This is a genomic window from Jatrophihabitans sp. (genome assembly GCF_046262535.1).
GTDB lineage: Bacteria > Actinomycetota > Actinomycetes > Mycobacteriales > Jatrophihabitantaceae > Jatrophihabitans.
On record NZ_JBHEMO010000041.1, the window covers coordinates 52,954 to 69,542 of the forward strand.

Annotated in this window: 15 protein-coding genes; 4 read left to right on the forward strand and 11 right to left on the reverse strand. The window is 71.4% G+C overall.

Annotation, left to right across the window (positions count from 1 at the left end):
* Positions 1-9: 9 nt before the first annotated feature.
* The 5 genes from pruA to ABR571_RS06660 all read right to left on the reverse strand — a co-directional run bounded on the left by pruA (position 10) and on the right by ABR571_RS06660 (position 5,889).
* Positions 10-1,650 (reverse strand): L-glutamate gamma-semialdehyde dehydrogenase, encoded by a 1,641-nt coding sequence (gene pruA, locus ABR571_RS06640; protein ID WP_409452398.1) that lies wholly within the window; start codon positions 1,648-1,650, stop codon positions 10-12.
* A gap of 49 nt (positions 1,651-1,699) precedes the next feature.
* Positions 1,700-2,197: a DUF6912 family protein gene (locus ABR571_RS06645; RefSeq protein ID WP_409452399.1), complete on the reverse strand. Its 498-nt coding sequence runs from the start codon at positions 2,195-2,197 to the stop codon at positions 1,700-1,702.
* On the reverse strand, positions 2,194-3,765 hold the full coding sequence (locus ABR571_RS06650; protein WP_409452400.1) for a WS/DGAT/MGAT family O-acyltransferase: 1,572 nt from the start codon (positions 3,763-3,765) through the stop codon (positions 2,194-2,196). The genes ABR571_RS06645 and ABR571_RS06650 overlap by 4 nt, the downstream gene beginning before the upstream one ends.
* Positions 3,766-3,880: 115 nt before the next feature.
* Positions 3,881-5,188, reverse strand: a complete 1,308-nt coding sequence (locus ABR571_RS06655; RefSeq protein WP_409452401.1) for a CpaE family protein — start codon at positions 5,186-5,188, stop codon at positions 3,881-3,883.
* Positions 5,185-5,889: an SAF domain-containing protein gene (locus ABR571_RS06660; protein WP_409452402.1), complete on the reverse strand. Its 705-nt coding sequence runs from the start codon at positions 5,887-5,889 to the stop codon at positions 5,185-5,187. Before ABR571_RS06660 ends, ABR571_RS06655 begins: the two co-directional genes overlap by 4 nt.
* 151 nt (positions 5,890-6,040) lie before the next feature.
* On the opposite strand from ABR571_RS06660, the gene ABR571_RS06665 reads away from it, so the two are divergent.
* Complete coding sequence (locus ABR571_RS06665; protein WP_409452403.1) at positions 6,041-6,283, forward strand: helix-turn-helix domain-containing protein; 243 nt, start codon at positions 6,041-6,043, stop codon at positions 6,281-6,283.
* Here the strand turns inward: ABR571_RS06665 and ABR571_RS06670 are convergent.
* Positions 6,275-6,832, reverse strand: coding sequence for a hypothetical protein (locus tag ABR571_RS06670; RefSeq protein WP_409452404.1), 558 nt, complete (start codon positions 6,830-6,832; stop codon positions 6,275-6,277). The two genes, ABR571_RS06665 and ABR571_RS06670, sit on opposite strands and share 9 nt — an antisense overlap.
* A gap of 145 nt (positions 6,833-6,977) precedes the next feature.
* On the opposite strand from ABR571_RS06670, the gene ABR571_RS06675 reads away from it, so the two are divergent.
* Both ABR571_RS06675 and ABR571_RS06680 read left to right on the forward strand, forming a co-directional pair.
* Positions 6,978-7,775, forward strand: a complete 798-nt coding sequence (locus tag ABR571_RS06675) for a LysM peptidoglycan-binding domain-containing protein (protein ID WP_409452405.1) — start codon at positions 6,978-6,980, stop codon at positions 7,773-7,775.
* A 16-nt stretch (positions 7,776-7,791) separates the two neighbouring features.
* Positions 7,792-8,313, forward strand: a complete 522-nt coding sequence (locus tag ABR571_RS06680) for an Rv3235 family protein (RefSeq protein ID WP_409452406.1) — start codon at positions 7,792-7,794, stop codon at positions 8,311-8,313.
* A 48-nt stretch (positions 8,314-8,361) separates the two neighbouring features.
* On the opposite strand, the gene secA is transcribed toward ABR571_RS06680, so the two are convergent.
* Positions 8,362-11,274 carry a preprotein translocase subunit SecA gene (secA, locus tag ABR571_RS06685; protein ID WP_409452407.1) on the reverse strand — a complete coding sequence of 971 codons (2,913 nt, stop codon included), beginning with the start codon at positions 11,272-11,274 and terminating at the stop codon, positions 8,362-8,364.
* Between the two features lie 129 nt (positions 11,275-11,403).
* Between secA and ABR571_RS06690 the strand changes: the two genes are divergently transcribed.
* Entirely contained in the window at positions 11,404-11,667 is a 264-nt protein-coding gene (locus ABR571_RS06690; RefSeq protein ID WP_409452435.1) for a hypothetical protein, read from the forward strand.
* Here the strand turns inward: ABR571_RS06690 and hpf are convergent.
* From hpf to mtrB, 4 genes are all read right to left on the reverse strand, one after another.
* Positions 11,648-12,238, reverse strand: coding sequence for a ribosome hibernation-promoting factor, HPF/YfiA family (hpf, locus tag ABR571_RS06695; protein WP_409452436.1), 591 nt, complete (start codon positions 12,236-12,238; stop codon positions 11,648-11,650). The genes ABR571_RS06690 and hpf overlap by 20 nt on opposite strands.
* Positions 12,239-12,357: 119 nt before the next feature.
* Positions 12,358-13,029 carry a ComF family protein gene (locus ABR571_RS06700; RefSeq protein ID WP_409452408.1) on the reverse strand — a complete coding sequence of 224 codons (672 nt, stop codon included), beginning with the start codon at positions 13,027-13,029 and terminating at the stop codon, positions 12,358-12,360.
* 155 nt (positions 13,030-13,184) lie between these two features.
* The gene (locus ABR571_RS06705) at positions 13,185-14,927 is read right to left on the reverse strand and encodes an LpqB family beta-propeller domain-containing protein (protein WP_409452409.1); all 1,743 of its coding nucleotides are present in this window, start codon (positions 14,925-14,927) and stop codon (positions 13,185-13,187) included.
* Positions 14,924-16,552, reverse strand: coding sequence for an MtrAB system histidine kinase MtrB (gene mtrB / locus ABR571_RS06710; RefSeq protein ID WP_409452410.1), 1,629 nt, complete (start codon positions 16,550-16,552; stop codon positions 14,924-14,926). Before mtrB ends, ABR571_RS06705 begins: the two co-directional genes overlap by 4 nt.
* Positions 16,553-16,589: the final 37 nt, after the last annotated feature.

Sequence of the window (16,589 nt, forward strand, 5' to 3'; positions counted from 1 at the left end):
CGGGGGGCGTCAGCTGCCCGCAGGCCCCATGTGCGGGTAACGATGATCGGTCGCGGGCACGAACGTCTCCTTCAGCGCGCGCGGCGAAACCCAGCGCTGGACGTTGTAGACGGAGCCGGCCTTGTCATTGGTGCCCGACGCGCGGCCGCCCCCGAACGGCTGCTGACCGACGACGGCGCCCGTGGGCTTGTCGTTGATGTAGAAGTTCCCCGCCGCGAAGCGCAGCGTCTCCTGCGCCTCGACGACCGCGGCACGGTCGCGGGCAAACACGGCGCCGGTCAGCGCGTAGGGCGCCACCGACTCCAGCTGCGTGAGCGTCTGCGCCCACGCCGCGTCGTCGAAGACGTGGACGGCGAGAATCGGGCCGAAGTACTCGTCGCTGAACATCGGCAGCGAGGGATCGTCGGCCTCCACCACCGTCGGCTGCACGAAGTAGCCGACCGAATCGTCGGCCTTGCCACCGGCCAGCACCGTCGAGCGCGAGTCGCTGTGCAACCGCTCGAGCACACCGCTCAGCCGGTCGTAGGCCCGGCGGTCGATGACGGCGCCGCCGAAGTTCGCGAAGTCGCGGACGTCGCCGAAACGCAGGGACTCGGTGACCGCGACAAGTTCGTCCTTCACCCCGCCGGCCCACAACGAGCGGGCAATGTAGGCCCGGGACGCCGCCGAGCATTTCTGTCCCTGGTACTCGAACGCGCCGCGCACCAACCCCGTGACCAGCGACGCGCTGTCGGCACTCGGATGGGCGACCACGAAGTCCTTGCCGCCGGTCTCCCCCACCAGCCGCGGGTACGTCGCATAGGATCCGATGCCCGCCGCGACCTCGCGCCAGAGATGCTGGAACGTCGCGGTCGAGCCGGTGAAGTGAATCCCGGCGAGCGCGCGGTGCGGCAGTGCCACCTTGCTCACCGCGGCACCGTCCCCGGTCACCATGTTGATCACGCCGGGCGGAAGGCCCGCCTCGACGAAAAGCGCCATCGTGTGGTGCGCGGCGAGCTGCTGGGTCGGCGACGGCTTCCACACAACGACGTTGCCCATGAGCGCCGGCGCCGACGGAAGGTTGCCGGCGATCGCGGTGAAGTTGAACGGCGTGATTGCGAGGACAAACCCTTCGAGCGGACGGTAATCCATCCGGTTCCACGTGTTCGCGGCGCTCTGCGGCTGCTCCTCGAGGATCTTGCGTGCGAAGTGCACGTTGAACCGCAAGAAATCCGCCAGCTCACACGCGGCGTCGATCTCGGCCTGGTGCGCCGACTTCGACTGGCCGAGCATCGTTGCCGCGTTGAGCCGGTCGCGCCACGTGGTCGACAGCAGGTCGGCCGCCCGCAGAAACACCGCGGCCCGCTCGTCGAACGGCAGCGCGCGCCACGCGGGAGCGGCCTCGAGCGCAGCGTCAACGGCAGCCTGAACGTCCTGCTCGGTGGCCTGTGCGGTTTCCCCGATGACCAGGTGGTGTTGATGCGGCGCCACGACGCGGATCCGCTCACCTCCACCCATCCGCGTCCGGCCGTCGATGGTCATGGTCAGTTCGGCGCGGTCGTCGGCCAGCTCGTCCAGCGCGGCGGCGAGGCTCTCGGCCTCGGCGCTGCCCGGGGCATAGGTGCGGATCGGCTCGTTGTGCGGAGCCGGCGGGGAGGAGATGGCGTCCATCCTCCGATGGTGCCACGGCTCAAACGCGCGGGACGACGCCCGCCGGTCCTCAGAGCAGGGCCAGCAGCGCCGCGATCTCCTGATTCGCGTACCACGACAGCTCGTAGCCTTCGGCGTCGTCGACCTTCTCCTGGGCGCCGGGGGCGCCGAGATCGGCAGCGATCACCGCCTCCGCGGCCTGCGCGACGGTGTCTTGAGCGTCGGCGTCGTCGACGTGCACCGACGCCACCGCGGCCAGTGGGACGGGAGCTGCCACCTCGACCACCCCGCGGTCGAGGTCGTCGCGCACGGCCACCGACCCGTCCGGGACATCCACGGCGAGCACGACTCGACGCCGAGCGGCGTCCCGGTCCGAGTCGAGCAGGCGCAACGACCCCCGGGCGGCCTCGACCATCGCCGCGTACTCGAGCGACTCGGGGTCGTCGTCGACGTACCACTCGCGCAGTCCGGGCGTGATCGCGAACGCCGTCAGCGGTGCCGGCCCGACGGCCCCGGTCTCCAGCAGCGATTGCAGGATCGTGGAGGTCCCCGGCAGGTACACCCTCATGACGGGTCGGTCCGGCGCGGGGCGCTCTTGCGCCGCGAAGCGGAGCGCGAGCTGCGACGGGCGGCGCCGGTCGCGGCACCATCCCCGGCCGTCACCACCGCGTCGGTCTCGGTCGCGGCCACCAACTCGCCCAGCGACTCCTCGATCAGCTCAGCGATGGTCGCGACGTCGCGCACCGCGTCCCGGTCGCCGTTGATCCCGTAGTAGACCCCGCCGTCGTACGAGGTGAGCGCGATCGACAACGCCTGCCCCTGCGCCAGAGGCAGGAACGGGAACATCTCCGTCATACGGGCGCCGGCGGCGTACAGCGGCAGTTGCGGGCCCGGAACGTTGGTCACCACGAGATTGAACATGCGCCGGGTCAGACCGCTCGACGCCCGCGCCCCGAGAGCGTGAAGGGTCGGTGGCGCGAAACCTCCGAGCGCGGCGATCCGGTCGGCGGAGACCGCGCGCCCGGACGCCTTGTGCGAGGCCATCGCGTACCGCAGCTGGGCCAGGCGCAACACGGGGTCGGCCTCGCCGACCGGCAGGTCGACGAGCAGTGGCCGGACCCGCCCGGCGCCCTCGGGCGTGGCGACGGTGCGGCCGCGCGCCGAAGGGTGGCTGGACCGCGACGCCTGCTCGCCCGTGGAAGCGGAACGTCGCTCGCTCGGATCGGCGACGCTGACCGGGATCAAGGCCCGCACCGCGGTCGCCGGCCGCAGCTCCTCGGCCCGCGAGAGCAGCCAGCCGCGCAACGCGCCCGACACCGTCGCCAGCACGGCGTCGTTCACTGTCCCGCCGAAGGCGTCACGCACCCTGCGGTAGTCGTTCAAGCGCGTCCGCGCGATCGACAGCCGGCGCTGCTCGCTGAGTTCGGCGTGCAGCGGCGACGGCTGGGGACGCCGCACCACCAGGCGCGAGGCCGACGTCACACCGAGGGTCAGCGACGCCACCTTGCCCGCAGCGGACCGGAGGTCGTGGCCCGCTTCCCGTGCGGTGTCCACCAGGCTCGTGGGCCGACGGACCAGCTCGGACACTGCGCCGCGCAGCACGTCGAGCGAGCTCGGCTCCGGTTCGGGCATCCAGATCGGGCTGACGGTGCGCCGTGGCTCAGGTGCGGCGTCGAGGATCACCTGCGCGAGATCGACACCGGTGTGCTCGTCCACCATCGCCTGGTGCGTCTTCGTCACGATCGCGACGCGGCCTTCGGTCAGCCCCTCGACGAGGTACATCTCCCACAGCGGACGGGAGCGATCGAGCAGCCGCGACTGGATCCGGCTGCAGAACTCCAGCAGCTGGGAATCGGTGCCTGGGCGGGGCAGAGCCGAGCGGCGCACGTGATAGGTGATGTCGAAGTCGTGGTCGTCCAGCCAGAGCGGGTGGGCGATGTGGCCGGGGACCACGCGGACCTTCTGGCGATACCGCGGCGCGAGCGAGATGCGCTCCTCCAGGAGCCGCACGAGCCGGTCGTAGTCGAAGCCGCCCGGTTTCGGCGTGAAGATGGCCAGACCACCGACGTGCTGTGGCACGTTGCGGAACTCCTGGTGCAGGAACGCGACGTCGGCCGACGTCATGCGTTCGGTCATCGCACCTGCTCTCGCCTCGCCGGTCACTGCGCACGCCAACGGGCGCTACGCCCCCAGACGGACATTCTCACAGACCGGCCGGCCCGCCGACGGGGGCCGCGCCGCGGCCGAGCTGTCAGTGTCGGCGGCGACGCGACGACGAGGCCGACGGCATCCCGGCCAGCCCGGCGGCGAGTTCGGCGATCGCGCGCCGGAACGGGCTGGCCGGATTCGACTCGCTCAGCAGCCGGCCCATTGCCAGCGCCGCGTCCAGCGAGCGCGTGTCGGCCGGCAGCAGCGCCGCCGGAGTGCGTCCGGCGAATCGCTCGAGGGCGGCCGTCAGCTCGGCCGGCGCATTACCGGGCACGACGCCCTCACGCACCCGGTTCAGGACCACCCACATCGGGGCGGCCACCTCGGTGTCGCGCAGTTCGGCCAAGCCGCGGACGAGCCGCTGCATCCCGATGGGATCGGCCGCGCCGACCACGACGATCAGGTCGGCGTCGTCGAGGACGGCCAGCGTCGCACCGTTGCGGCGCGGCGCCAGCGTGTCGAACGACAGCTCCTCGTCGGTCTCGAGGCAGAAGCCACAGTCGACGACGGTGAAGTCGGCCAGTTGCCGCGCCGACGCGAGAACCGACGCAACGGCCGCCGGCCGCAGCTCCGGCCAGCGCGACGCGAGAGGGACGCCGGTCAGCACCCGCAGTTGCGCGGTGAGCTGCCAGCACAACGCCGCGAGCGCCGCCGCATCCAGCCGCTGCCCCGACGCCTGCCGGCAGGCCGCCGCCACTCCGGGCGACTCGTCGAGCAGCCCCAACACGGCGGCTACCGTGCCGCCGTACACGTCGGCGTCGACCAGCAGGCTGGCCACGCCCAAACGGGCCAGCTCGTCGGCCAGCGTCACCGCGACGGTCGTGCGGCCGGGCGCGCCGGTCGGCCCCCACACGGCCACGACCGATCCGCGCCGGGCCGGCTCGTCGGGCAGCACCGGTACGCCGGCCCCGGGCGGAATCGGCATGGAGCTCGACGGGTCGGCGAACCCGCGCTGCGCCCGTCGTGCGGAAGGCGGGGCATCCGGGCCGCTCGTGCGCACCGCCTCGGCCAGGATCGACGCCACCACCGCGGCATCGGTGTCGGACGCAACGACATGTTCGACGCCGACCGCGCGCAGCTGCTCCTCGGCCGCCGCGTCGCCGCGCGACGTCACGCCGACCGGCACCACCCCGGCCGCGCCCAGCCGGTCGATCACGTCGGCGTCGAGCCGGCGCAGTCCAGCGCTCACCAGCGCGGCCCGCCCCTGACCGGATGCGGCGACCGCCAGCAGGTCGACCACGTCGACGCACCGCCGGACGATCTCGACAAGATGGGGTCCGCGCTCGAACGCGGTGACGAGCCGCTCCTCCCAAGCGGCTCCGTCCGCGACGGACAGGACCGGCAGCTTCACTTCGATGCCGACGAGCAGACCGCGAGGTCGGCGAGCTCGGCAGTCGACCCGGCGGCCGGGCCGACCAAGACGCCGGCCCGGACGGTCGCCTCCTCCAGCGCGAGCGCGGTGACCACTCGATCGGCCAGATCCGGGGCGACGCTGATCACGACGTCCTGGCCGGCGGTCCCGGAACTGAAGGATCCGCCCGAGTCGGTGTGCACCGCCTGGACGGTGACATCGGGCAACACGACGACCGACGTACAGGTCTTCGTCGACACCCAGAGCTCGATGCGCTGCCCCTTGCGGAGATCCGGCGCCGCGCCGCTGGCGAGCGGGACGGTAACCGTGGTCCGGGCCGCGGGCCGGCCGACGGCGGCCACAGGCAGCAACTCGCCGGCCGCGACGGGGCGGTTCAGCTGCCGGCCGACGGCGTCGGCCACCCGGAGCACGTACTGCTTCCGGCCGGGACCGGGGAGTTGGACCTGGGCGAGTTCGACGTCCCCGGCGGTCAGCACCGTCCCGGCGGCCAGATCGTGGCGCACCGCCACGCGGGCGTACGTCTGCTTGGCGCTCGACACGATGCGGGCGCCCACGAGGACCGAGCCCAGCACCAGCGCAACACCGAGCACAAGCCGGAGGTCGAACCAGGTGGGCGGCGCGATCCGGCGTGGGCGGGGCGATTCCGGCACCGCTGTGCTCTGCGTCGACCGAACGCCCATGCCCGACATAGTGCCTGACTGGGGCGAATAACCGGAAATCCGGCCGAATCGCCCTGTGGACCGCGCAAGGGCGGCCCGCCGACCTGCGACACTCTTGCGTGAATGGGTGCGATGCAGGGTTGCGACCACTTCGGAAGGGATTCGTCACGCCATGGCCGCCGAGCCCCGCTTCCTGACGCTGGCCGACGTCGCCGAGGTGCTGAACATCTCCGCCTCGCAGGTGTACGCGCTCGTCCGCAACCAGGAGCTGCGGGCCATCAAGATCGGCGGGCGCGGCCAATGGCGGGTCGAACGCGATCAGCTCGAGGACTACATCGAGCGGATGTACCAGCAGACGAGCGACTTCATCGCCAAGCACCCCTTCGTCGAGGCCGAGGACGGCTCCTCAGACTGATCTCCGGACGGCGCTGATCGCCGCGATCGGCAGCAGCTCGACGTCGCGCACGTCCTGGCGGCGGCGGACCTCGCCGGCACTGTGCGTGGCGACCTCGACGAAGTCGGTGCCGATGCGGTCGACCGTGGCGTCCACGGTCGACCCGTCGACCAGCGCGATCCGGACGGCGGAACGGTCCCGCGCCATCCCTCGCAGGGCGTGCCTGAGGCCGAGACGGGACTCCACATGTCCCTCGCTGTGCGGGACGGCCGAGTAGCGCCCGAGCCCACGCAGACTGATCAGGTGGGCCGTCGCGACGACCACCTCCCGGCCGCCGCCTTCGTCGACGAGTAGCCAGTCCGGGCCGACCCGAGCGAGGTCGCCGGCCGCCGTGATCCCGCCCGCCGCGCGCACGCGGACAGGCGTCCCGAGCGCCGCCACGGCGCGATCGCGCAGCCGGAGGGCGCCCACCTCACCGCGAGTGCGCTCGTCGACCTCGGCGCTGCGCTCGGCCTGGGCGAGTATCTCCGCCTGAGCCTCGAGGTCGGCGAAGAGGGCAGCCCAGCGCATCTGCCCATCGTGGCCCGAGCGCGCCGGGATGTGCAGCCCATCCACAGTCGCCGAAGTTGCATTGACCGGATCTAACCCGAAGTGTACACAGGCAAACAGACGTAAATGGAGGAATCCAGTGGGCAATGGGCGAACGGCTCTCATCGTGGCAGTGGTCTGCTCCGACGGCGCTGCGCTGGGTCTGCTCCGACCGAGGCCCGGCCGGCTCGCCGCCCACCTGCGCCACCCGCACGCGTGGGTGACTGCGGCCGGGTCCGATCGCGCGCTGGCCGAATTGGCCGGTGCGGCCTTGTGGGTCGCGGCGGCGTGGCTGGCCGTGGGCCTGGCGGCCGGGCTCGCCGCCTGGCTGCCCGGTCCAGCCGGGCGCTGCGCCGGCCGGATCGGTCGAGCGTTGCTGCCCCGGGCGCTGCGCGGCCTGATCGCCGGCTCGGCCGGCCTCGGGATCCTGCTGGCACCCGTTGCCGGCGCCGCGACGACGCCGGCCGGTCCGGCCGGACCCACGGGGCCGGGGTCGTCCGGGGCGCCGGCCAGCCATGCCTCCTCGATCCCGGCACCCGCCTGGCCGGTGAGCCCGGCCGACGGCGTGTCCGGCGAGCCCTCACGGCCACCGGCTCCGCCCACGACGTCGGTGCCCGCGCCGGTCTGGCCGTCCAGCGCTGGACCGACGCCGACGACCCCACTGACCTCGACGGACCAGCCAGCACCCACCCCTGGGCCGCAAGTGCCGGCATCGACGTCCACCGCGCAGGCACGCCGGGTCCGGGTCGAGCCCGGGGACTGCCTGTGGCTGATCGCCTCCCGCCGCCTCGGCCCCGGGGCGAGCGCCGCGCAGGTCTCCGCCGAATGGCCGCGGTGGTACGCGGCCAACGAGTCCGTGATCGGCGCCGATCCCGATGTCATCCGCCCCGGTGAGGTCCTGCACCCGCCGTCGGCCGGCACGTGAACAGAAGGGCATTGCGATGACCGCCGTACTGACTGCCTCCAGCGCCACACGACCGGTGACGATCCGACCCGCCCCACGCCGCGAACCACCGTTCGACGACGAAGTGCCCGGGGACGCTCCGTTCTTCGGCCGGCACGACCGGCGCCTGCCCTTCGAACTGACCTCGGTCCCGGCGCCGGTGTGGCGACCGCGGCCGCCGCGGCCCCGCGGACTGCCCGATCCGAGCGCGTGGGGGCGGCGGCTGCTGATCGGAATGATCGAGACGGCGTCAGGCCGGCGGCCGCTGCATCAACTCGCCGCGATGTTGAGTCCGTCGGTCACCCGAGGCATCGGGGCGGATTTCGAGCGGGCCGCCCGGCAGGGCGGCGGTCATTGGCTGCACCGGGCCGGGGTGCGGTCGGTGCGCGTCGCCGAACCGGCCGACGGCGTGGCCGAGCTCTGCGCCACCGTCGAGACCGGCCGCCGCGTCCGCGCCGTGGCCATGCGTCTCGAGGAGCACCAGGGTCGCTGGCGGTGTACCCGCCTGCAGCTCGGCTGATCGGCAGTCGGTCCGCGCCAGTGCGGGCGGACCGACCGCGAACCGACCTCAGCGCTTGCGCTTGTTCTTGTTGCTCCCCTTGTTGCCGCGGCTGCCCCGGTTGGGGTTGCTGCGGGCCTGCTGGCGCTTCGCCGTCGCCGACGTCGAACCGGCCCCGGACTTGTCGGCGCCACCGCTGGTCTGCACGGCCGGCGCGTCCGAGCCGAGCTCCGGGGCGCTGTAGGTCAGCGGCTTCTCGCCGCCCGTCCGGTCGAGGCCCTTGGCGTGCACCCTCGGCTTGCCGTTCGTTCCCGACTCGTGCTGTTCCTGAGCCGCCTCGAGCAGTGAGAGGTCCAGCTGCGGCTGCCCCTCGCCGGCCGTCGGGAACTCCTCGCGCGCCGGCGGCGGAGCCTTCTCCAACGAGGGAGCCGGTTGCGAACCGGCCGGCGCGGCGGTGAACGACGGCGGGCCGTCCGCGCTGCCCGCCTCGTCCACCTCGACCTCGAGGTTGAAGATGAAGCCGACCGACTCCTCCTTCACCGCATCCATCATCGCGGCGAACATGTCGAAGCCCTCACGTTGGTACTCGACGAGCGGATCGCGCTGGGCCATCGCCCGCAGGCCGATGCCCTCTTGCAGGTAGTCCATCTCGTAGAGGTGCTCGCGCCACTTGCGGTCGAGGACCGACAGCAGCACCCGGCGTTCGAGCTCACGCAGCACCTCGGCGCCGAGGTCCTCGTCGCGCTGGTCGTACGCGGCCTGGGCGTCGGCGACGAGCTCCTCGACGAGGAACTCGCGCGTGAGGTCGGTCCGCTCGCCGCCGGCCTGCTCGATCGCCTCGTCCACCGTCAGCGAGATCGGGTACAGCGTCTTGAGCGCCGTCCAGAGCTGGTCGAGCTCCCATTCCTCCGGATAGCCCGAGGCGGTCGCGCCCTCGACGTAGCTGGTGACGACGTCGGTGATCATCGGCCGGATCTGGTCGGACAGGTCGGCACCCGACAGCACCCGGCGGCGCTCGTCGTAGACGACGGTGCGCTGCTTGTTCATGACCTCGTCGTACTTGAGGACATTCTTGCGGATCTCGAAGTTCTGCTGCTCGACCTGGGTCTGGGCCGACTGGATCGCCTTCGAGACCATCTTGGCCTCGATCGGGACGTCCTCGGGCAGCCGCAGCAGGTTCATCATCGCGGCCACCCGCTCGCCGTTGAACCGGACCATCAGGTCGTCGCCGAGGGACAGGTAGAACCGCGAGAGGCCCGGGTCACCCTGGCGGCCGGCGCGGCCCCGCAGCTGGTTGTCGATGCGGCGCGACTCGTGCCGCTCGGTGCCGAGCACGTACAGCCCGCCGAGCTCGACGACCTCGTCGTGCTCCTTGTCCGATTCCGACTTCGCCTTCTCGAGGGTGGCGGCCCAGGCGGTCTCGTACTCCTCCGGCGTCTCGTCCGGGCTCAGGCCCTGTTCGCGCAGCATGAGATCGGCCGAGAACTCGGGGTTGCCGCCGAGCTGGATGTCGGTACCGCGACCGGCCATGTTCGTCGCGATCGTGACCGCGCCCTTGCGCCCGGCGTTGGCGATGATCGCGGCCTCACGCTCGTGCTGCTTGGCGTTGAGGACCTCGTGCGGAATGCCCTTGCGCAGCAACAGCGACGACAGCCGCTCGGACTTCGCGACGCTGGCCGTACCGACGAGGACCGGCTGGCCCTCTTCGTGCCGCTCGGCGATGTCGTCGATGACGGCGGCGAACTTCGCGTCCTCGCTCTTGTAGATGAGGTCGGTCTGGTCGTCGCGGATCATCGGCCGGTTCGTCGGGATCGGCACGACGCCCAGCTTGTACGTCTGGTGCAGCTCGTTGGCCTCGGTCGAGGCCGTACCGGTCATGCCGGAGAGCTTCTGGTAGAGGCGGAAGTAGTTCTGCAGGGTGATCGTGGCCAGCGTCTGGTTCTCCTGCTGGATCTGCACGCCCTCCTTGGCCTCGATCGCCTGGTGCATGCCCTCGTTGTAGCGTCGGCCCTGCAGCACGCGTCCGGTGAATTCGTCGACGATCATCACGTTGCCGTCGTTGACGATGTAGTCACGGTCGCGCTTGAAGAGTTCCTTGGCCTTCAGCGAGTTGTTGAGGTAGCCGACGAGCGGGGTGTTGGCCGCCTCGTACAGGTTGTCGATGCCGAGCTGGTCCTCGACGAAGGCGACGCCGTCCTCCGTGACCGCGACGGTCCGCTTTCCCTCTTCCACCTCGTAGTGGACGTCCTTCTTCATCCGCGGCGCGAGGCGCGCGAACTCGAGGTACCAGCGCTGGTTCTCCTCGGCCGGTCCGCTGATGATCAGCGGCGTCCGGGCCTCGTCGATCAGGATGGAGTCGACCTCGTCGACGACGGCGAAGTTGTGTCCGCGCTGCACGAGGTCGTCGAGCGACCACGCCATGTTGTCGCGCAGGTAGTCGAAGCCGAACTCGTTGTTCGTGCCGTAGGTGATGTCGCAGGCATAAGCCGCCCGGCGCTTCTCCGGCGGCAGGTCGTTCAGGATCTTGCCGACCGTCAGCCCGAGGAACCGGTGCACCCGGCCCATCCAGTCGGCGTCGCGACTGGCCAGGTAGTCGTTGGTGGTCACGACGTGGACGCCGTCGCCGGTGAGCGCGTTCAGGTACACCGGCAGCGTGGAGACGAGCGTCTTGCCCTCACCGGTCTTCATCTCGGCCACGTTGCCGAGATGCAGCGCCGTGGCGCCCATCAGCTGCACCCGGTAGTGGAACTGACCGAGAGTGCGGCGGGCGGCCTCGCGGACGACGGCGAACGCCTCCGGCAGGAGGTCGTCGAGCGACTCGCCGTCGGCGTAGCGCTCCTTGAACGTGTCGGTGAGCGCGCGAAGCTCAGCGTCGGTCAGATCGACGTAGTCGTCCTCGAGCGTCTCGATGTGATCGGCAATGGACGAAAGTCGGCGGACCTGTTTCTGTTCACCGGCGCGCAGAAGCTTGGCTAGAACCACGCAGGCCATGGTACGGGGCTTCGCCGCCAGGCCTGAATCCCTCGGTGCCGGTCCGCCAAGCTGAGCCACACGGGGGGGTTCCCGGGGGTCGAGCTCGACCACCTCGAGCTGACCGGCGAGCGGCTGCTGCTGTGCCGCTGGCGGCGGGCCGACGCCGACCGGCTGCACACGATCATGCAGGACCCGACGATGAACCAGTTCCTGGGGCTGCCCGCCCCCTACTCCCGCGAGGAGGCCCACCGGTGGGTCGGGCAGCTCGGTGACGAGGGCGGCGCGAAGGCAGCGGTCTCGGCTGCGCCGTCGTCGAGAGGGCAGCTTCAGCGACGAGCAGCGCTACGAACTGCTCAACCCGGAGTACGCCTGAGCGGGGCGCTCAGCCGCCCAACCGGATGAGGCCGTAGTCGTAGGCGTGCCTGCGGTAGACCACGCTCGGCAGGCCGGAGTCCTTGTCGCTGAATAGGTAGAAGTCGTGACCCACGAGTTCCATCTCGTGCAGCGCCTGATCGACCGACATCGGCGTGGCGGCATGCTCCTTCTCACGCACGATCCGACCCGGGCCGTCGGGCTGCTCCTCCGGTTCGTCTACCACCTCGGCGACCAGGGCGTCGTTGGGCAGCGCCGCAGTGGCCTGGGCGACGGAGGCCGGCGTGCGCCGTCCGTGGTGGATGCGTCGGCGGTCGGCGGCCTGGCGGAAGCGACGCTCCAGGCGGTCGGCCGCGATGTCGAGCGCCTTGTAGAAGTCGTCGGCACAGCCTTCGCCGCGCACGACCGGTCCGCGGGTACGGCAGGTGATCTCGACGTGCTGGCAACTGCCGTTCTGGCGCGGATTGCGTTCGTGTTGGAGCTCGACGTCGGTACGGATGATCTTGTGGTCGTAGCGTTCCAGCTTCACCAGCTTCTCGGCGACGTGCTGCCGATAGTGGTCGGGAACCACGACGTTGCGACCTCGGACGACGATCTCCATGCTGCCCGCGACAGTTTCCATGCGACCTCCACCATGCTCACGGCGACGCCGGCACACACGGTGGGAACTCGATGCCCGTGTGGGTCGAGCTGCGCCTCTCGGTCAGGGTCGTTCTCACGCTAGACCGTGTTCCTGGGGGCTGCCAATGGGGTTGGCTCCCGCGTTCGGCGCGGCGTGGCGGCGACGACCGCCGCGCCCACCACGGGCCACCCGACGGCCAGGAGCGCCCGCCGAGCTTCGCGCAGCGTCGCACCGGTGGTGACGATGTCGTCGACGACGAGTGCCGAGTACCCGGGCAGCGGCGGGCGGGCGGCCATTGCCTCGCCGAGGTTGGCCGCACGCTCGCGGATGTCGAGGCCGGCCGAGTCTCGGACCGACCGGGTCAGGACCAAACCGTCGCGCGTCACGCGCAGACCAGTCGCCACCGCGGCGTGGCGGGCCAGACGCAGCACGTGGTCGCCGCCGCGCGCCGCGGCCGCGGATCGGGCCGACGGGACCGGCACGAGCACGATCCGATCCGGCGGGGCCCGGCCGGATCCCGCGGCCATCCGCGTGGCGCGGGCCACCAGCTCGCCCAGCGGGCCGGCCAGATCGCGGCGCCCGCGCTCCTTGTAGGCCAGCAGGGCGGCCCGGATCGGCCCGTCGTACGGTGCCGCCGCCCACGTCCCGGGCGAGGCCTCGATGACCGGAGCACCCGGCCGGCACAGGGAGCACAGCGGGCCAGCCACGCTGCCGCAGCCGACGCAGCGGCGGGGCAGAACCAGGTCGATCAGGTCGGCGGAAATGGACACGCGCCCACCGTGCCTCGTGCCCGCGACACAGCTCGGCGCGCCGGGGCGGTATGTGGACAAGGACCCGATCCGAGGGGCGGGCTGTGGACATCGCCCCGCGACCGTCCAGCCGTGATAGCGGCCGCAGCGGCTCCGACCTCTCTACGGCAGACCGGCTACGAGAGGTACACCGGCATCCGGCCCGGCGTCTGGCCGGTGGGACCAGGACTCACCCACTGGGTCGGGCTCTCCTGCTTCCACACGTAGCCGTTGGACGACACCCACACAGCCGGGGCCTCGGCGGTCGTCGTCAGGCTGTCCGGCGGGTAGGACAGATTGCCGATGCCGAGGTTCGTCCACTCCGTGCCGTCGACGCCGGTCTCGAAGGTCCGGGGCTCGTTTGTCGCCGCGATGGCACCGATGGCGAACAGCTTGGACGAATCCAGCCAGGCGACGTCGCGTACGACGACCCCCTCGGGGCTGACCGGCTGCATCGCGTCGACCCGAACCTGACCGGAGCCGCGCACGATCGACCCGACGTAGAGCTGCGCCGTTGACGCCTTGGCCCCGGAGACGACGATGGCGATGCGCGAGCCGTCGGGGCTGATCCGGACCGCGACTACCCGGCCACCGCCCGAGCCCGGCGGCATCGGCACTTGCGTCGACCTCGGCAGCGTTCCGTCGGTGGTTACGCGGTAGAGGTTCGAACCGACGCCGATCCACACCTCGGCCCGCCCGGGGGCGAACGCCGGCCGGGACAGCTCGCCCTTCACGCCCGTCGCCCGCAGACCTTCTGTCGTGCCGACGAGCAGCCGCGCCGTGTCGCCGGTGCCCTGGACTCCGGCAACGTAGAGCGGTCCCGCCGGATGCGGCCGGGCGAGGGCGACGGAGAAGAGGAAGTACCGGCGGTCGCTGAGCGCCCCGCTCAGCGGCTTGCCGTTCTCGGTGTGGACCTGGCCGTTCACCAGGTAGTACACGGCCGGATCCGGCGGGCTCGGGCCCCTGGCCGACGGGAAGTCGGCCGCGCTGAACTGGATGCCGCCGACGCTCGGGATCTGTACCGCCTTGCCGCCGTCGGTGACGGTGATCGTGTGTTCCGAGAGCGTGTTGAACAGGGTGTAGCCGACCTGGGCGGCGAGGCGGTCGCGGACCGCGGGAGCCAACAGGCTGCTGCCCGGAATCTCGATCCGGGTCGGTGACCCGAGGTGCACGGTGAGGTTCCGGGCGTCGGCCTGGGTCGGCAACGTGTCGGTGTTGACCGCGTTCTGCAACTCCGGCCGGGCGCCGGTGACGAGTTGGGTGAGCAGCCAGCTGGCCAGCTCGCCCCGATCGCCGAGCGCGCTCCAGCGCAGGTCGGGGACGAGGTAGGTCTCCGACGCGTCGTAGAAGTACAGCACCTGTTGCTGGAAGGTCGCGCGGAACTGCTGATCACTGAGGAGCAGTCCGTTCGGCAACTGGTCGATGCGGTTCTGCCCGGCCGCCTTGGTGAGCGTGTAACGGAACTGGCGCCGCGGGCCGCCCTCGCCGATCCCCTGCAGCGAAGGCGTGTACACGCCGGCGGCGTTCAGTGTGCCGAGCACGCGGCCGAAGACGGTGACCGAGCGCGTCGTCGCGTCGTAGGTGCTGACGGAGTAGTCGTCGGCGACGATGGTGGCGGTGTTGTCCGACCAGCGGTTGCGCGCCGCCGACGTCAGATAGGCCCGGGCGAGCGTGTCGCCGTCCGCGTTCGTGGGATTCGCCGCCAGGAAGGACTGCACGATGGTCAGCGGGTCGGCGTTCGGAGATGGCGACGCGGTCGGGCCGGCCGTCGCGCCGGGGGTCTGCAGGGGCTCGACGGTCTGCGGCGCGGACGAGCTCGGCACGCCGGTGCACGCGCCGAGCAGCAGGACCGCGGCGACGGCCACCACCGCGCGCTTCACTCCTCGTCCTCGTCTTTGTCGTCGGGGTCCAGCGGCAGCGGCGAGTGCATCAGCGTGTGCCCGGCCCGGCGCGGCAAGGTGAGCCGGAACTGCGCTCCGCGGCCCCGCTCCCCCCAAGCCTGCAGCCAGCCGTCGTGCAGCCGGGCGTCCTCCAGCGAGATGGCGAGTCCCAGACCGGTCCCGCCGGTCAGCCGGCTGCGGGACGGGTCACCGCGCCAGAACCGGTTGAACACCAGGGCGGCCTGGCCGGCCCGCAGACCGAGGCCGTGGTCGCGGACGGTGACCGCGATCGCATCGTCGTCGTAGCCGATGGTGATCACGATCGGCTTGCCTTCCCCATGGTCGAGCGCATTGCCGACGAGGTTACGGAGGATCCGCTCCACGCGCCTGGAGTCGATGTCCACGCTCACCGGCTCATCAGGCGACTGGACGACGATCTCGCTGCCGTGACGCTGGGCCAGCATCTGACTCGCCTCGACGGTGGACGCGACGACGCCGCGGATGTCGACGGTCTCGGACTCCAGGTTGGCCACTCCCGCGTCGTAGCGGGAGATCTCGAGCAGGTCGGCGAGCAGGGACTCAAACCGGTCCAGCTCGGTGTGCAGCAGCTCGGCGGCGCGCGACAGCTCGGGCGGGAAGTCGGCCCGGTTGCCGTGCAGGTACTCCGCCGCCATTCGGATCGTCGTTAACGGTGTGCGCAGCTCGTGTGAGACGTCGCTGGTGAATCGGCGCTGCACGCGGGACAGGTCCTCAAGCCGGCGGATCTGGCGTTGCAGGCTGTCGGCCATGTCGTTGAACGACTGCCCGAGCCGCGCGATGTCGTCGCTGCCCCGGACGGGAATCCGGTTGGACAGGTCGCCGGCCGCGAGCCGGCCGGCCGTCTCGGCCGCGACCCGCACGGGCAGCACCACCTGCCGGGTCACGATCAAGGCAATGGCGAGGAGCAGGACCACGAGCGCGAGGCCGGCGAGCAGCACGGTGCGTTGGACCAGCTCGATCGTCTGCTCCTCGGCGGTCAGCGGGAACAGGTAATAGAGCTGGAAGACGCCACTGCGGGCCTGAACTGACTCACCGACGACGAGTCCCTTGACCAGGCCGCCTGATCCGGACGGCTGGGGCACGGGGGCGTACTGGAAGGCGAGGTTGTCGCGCTCGACGACGTCACGGAGGGTTGCCGGAACCGCTGCGGCACCCGGGTCGCTGTCCGCACCTCCGGAGGGTGAGAACAAGACGATGGTGAACGTTCCGGCCGTCGCCCCGTTCCCGCTGTTGTTGGCGAGGATCTCCTGCCGCGCCTCCCGCACTTCGGTCGCCACTCCGGCGTCTATCCCCTGCAGAGCACTGCGGGCGGTACTGAGGCCGATCTTGGCCTGGTCGATGGCCGCATCGCGCTTCGCCCGCAGGATGCCGCCGGAGACCTTGTCGACCAGGAACAGGCCGATCACCAGGACGACCACCCCGGCCATCACCGCGGTGGTCGCACCCACCCGCAGCTGCAAGGACCGGCGCCAGGCGACGGTCACGCGGTCGGCGGCGTGACGCAACCCACCGCCCGCGTTCCGCGCGGCCACCTTTCCCCACCGGCGGGCAGTGACGAGGAGCTCGCCGGCCGGTGTGGTGGTCATTCCTGCTCGCTCGGGTGACGGCCGGGTCCGCCTTCGG

Excerpts from the sequence above, each read along its gene's own strand:
- hpf (WP_409452436.1), bottom strand. The coding sequence starts at position 12,238 with ATGGAGATCGTCGTCCGAGGTCGCAACGTCGTGGTTCCCGACCACTAT.
- ABR571_RS06670 (WP_409452404.1), bottom strand. The coding sequence starts at position 6,832 with ATGCGCTGGGCTGCCCTCTTCGCCGACCTCGAGGCTCAGGCGGAGATA.
- ABR571_RS06660 (WP_409452402.1), bottom strand. The coding sequence starts at position 5,889 with ATGGGCGTTCGGTCGACGCAGAGCACAGCGGTGCCGGAATCGCCCCGC.
- ABR571_RS06650 (WP_409452400.1), bottom strand. The coding sequence starts at position 3,765 with ATGACCGAACGCATGACGTCGGCCGACGTCGCGTTCCTGCACCAGGAG.
- pruA (WP_409452398.1), bottom strand. The coding sequence starts at position 1,650 with ATGGACGCCATCTCCTCCCCGCCGGCTCCGCACAACGAGCCGATCCGC.
- ABR571_RS06665 (WP_409452403.1), top strand. The coding sequence starts at position 6,041 with ATGGCCGCCGAGCCCCGCTTCCTGACGCTGGCCGACGTCGCCGAGGTG.
- ABR571_RS06645 (WP_409452399.1), bottom strand. The coding sequence starts at position 2,197 with ATGAGGGTGTACCTGCCGGGGACCTCCACGATCCTGCAATCGCTGCTG.
- ABR571_RS06680 (WP_409452406.1), top strand. The coding sequence starts at position 7,792 with ATGACCGCCGTACTGACTGCCTCCAGCGCCACACGACCGGTGACGATC.
- mtrB (WP_409452410.1), bottom strand. The coding sequence starts at position 16,552 with ATGACCACCACACCGGCCGGCGAGCTCCTCGTCACTGCCCGCCGGTGG.